Origin of the sequence: Paraburkholderia sp. SIMBA_054 (assembly GCF_046534875.1) — a bacterium.
GTDB classification, from domain to species: domain Bacteria; phylum Pseudomonadota; class Gammaproteobacteria; order Burkholderiales; family Burkholderiaceae; genus Paraburkholderia; species Paraburkholderia hospita.
The window spans coordinates 1-1,212 of the sequence record NZ_JAWRXV010000173.1 but is presented as its reverse complement, the minus strand read 5'-3'; the positions used below and the strand labels follow the sequence as shown (position 1 = coordinate 1,212).

Sequence of the window (1,212 nt, the reverse complement as noted above, 5' to 3'; positions counted from 1 at the left end):
GGCAATGCTGATCAAGTCCACCGTTCATGACTGTCATGCGTTATAGCGTGGACATGCAACGGCGAAAGTAAAAACGCGATGAAGCAACTGACACTGGCGATGGCTGTCGATCAATGCGCGGGATTTGGGGCGCAGCGCAAACCTACGCGACGCGAAGCGTTTCTCGACGAGATGAACGCGATCGTGCCGTGGGCGCAGCTGTGTGCAGTGGTGGAGCCGTTTTATCCCAAACGCGGCAATGGTCGCCCGCCGATTGCGCTGGAGCGCATGTTGCGGATTCATTTTGTGCAGCACTGGTTCAATCTTGCCGACCTTGCATGCGAAGAGGCGCTGTACGACAGTCTCAGCCTGCGCCGTTTCGTTGGCGTTGACCTTGGCAGCGAGACGGTGCCGGACGCCACGACGATGCTCAAATTCCGGCACCTGCTGGAAGAACACAAGCTCGGCGAGCGGATTTTCTCGGAGGTAGGCCTTGTGTTGCAGGAGCGGGGAGCGAAGCTCAAGAGCGGCACGATTGTAGACGCCACCCTGATCGGCGCACCCTCGTCGACCAAGAACAAGGAGAAGGCCCGGGATCCTGAGATGCATCAGACTCGCAAGGGCCAGCAGTGGTATTTCGGCATGAAGCTCCATATCGGCGTGGACAGTCAGAGCGGGCTGGCGCATAGCGCGGTCGTGACGGCCGCGAATGTGCATGACAAGCATCCGCTGCCACAACTGCTGCACGGTGAGGAGCAACGCGTGTACGGCGATAGTGCGTACGCGAGCCAGAAAGCGCTGATCCATGGCAAGGCACCGAAGGCGCGTGACTTCACCAACAAGCGCACGCGCCGCAAGGACATCGTCGACGAAGTGGCGCGGCGCAAGAACCGCAACAAGTCGAAGATCCGCGCCCGGGTGGAGCACGTGTTCGCGGTCGTGAAGCGGCTGTGGGGCTTCACGAAGGTTCGCTACCGCGGTCTGGCGAAAAACGCCAATCGCGCTTTCGTCGCGCTTGCGCTGGCCAATCTCTACATGTGGCGAGATCGTTCGACGGCACAGGTGCGCCCGTAAAGGGCCGACGACGGGCGAAAAACCCGTGCAGAGCCCCTCAAGGGGCCCAACATCAGCTGGAATGCCCACTTTCACAGCTGTCGTGACCGATCTCGGAAGTTTACACATGTCCTGGTCGCAACTCAGGCGTGTTTACCGGGCTTGATCAGTGTTGCCTTA

The 1,212-nt window shown here is 60.0% G+C and carries 1 protein-coding gene; it reads left to right on the top strand.

Features of this window, described 5'->3' with window-relative positions:
- Window positions 1-78 precede the first annotated feature (78 nt).
- Window positions 79-1,053, top strand: coding sequence for an IS5 family transposase (locus SB822_RS54560; RefSeq protein WP_410858781.1), 975 nt, complete (start codon window positions 79-81; stop codon window positions 1,051-1,053).
- Window positions 1,054-1,212 lie beyond the last annotated feature (159 nt).

Bases quoted from the DNA above. Each gene is read 5' to 3' on its own strand.
- SB822_RS54560 (WP_410858781.1), top strand. From the start codon at position 79: ATGAAGCAACTGACACTGGCGATGGCTGTCGATCAATGCGCGGGATTT.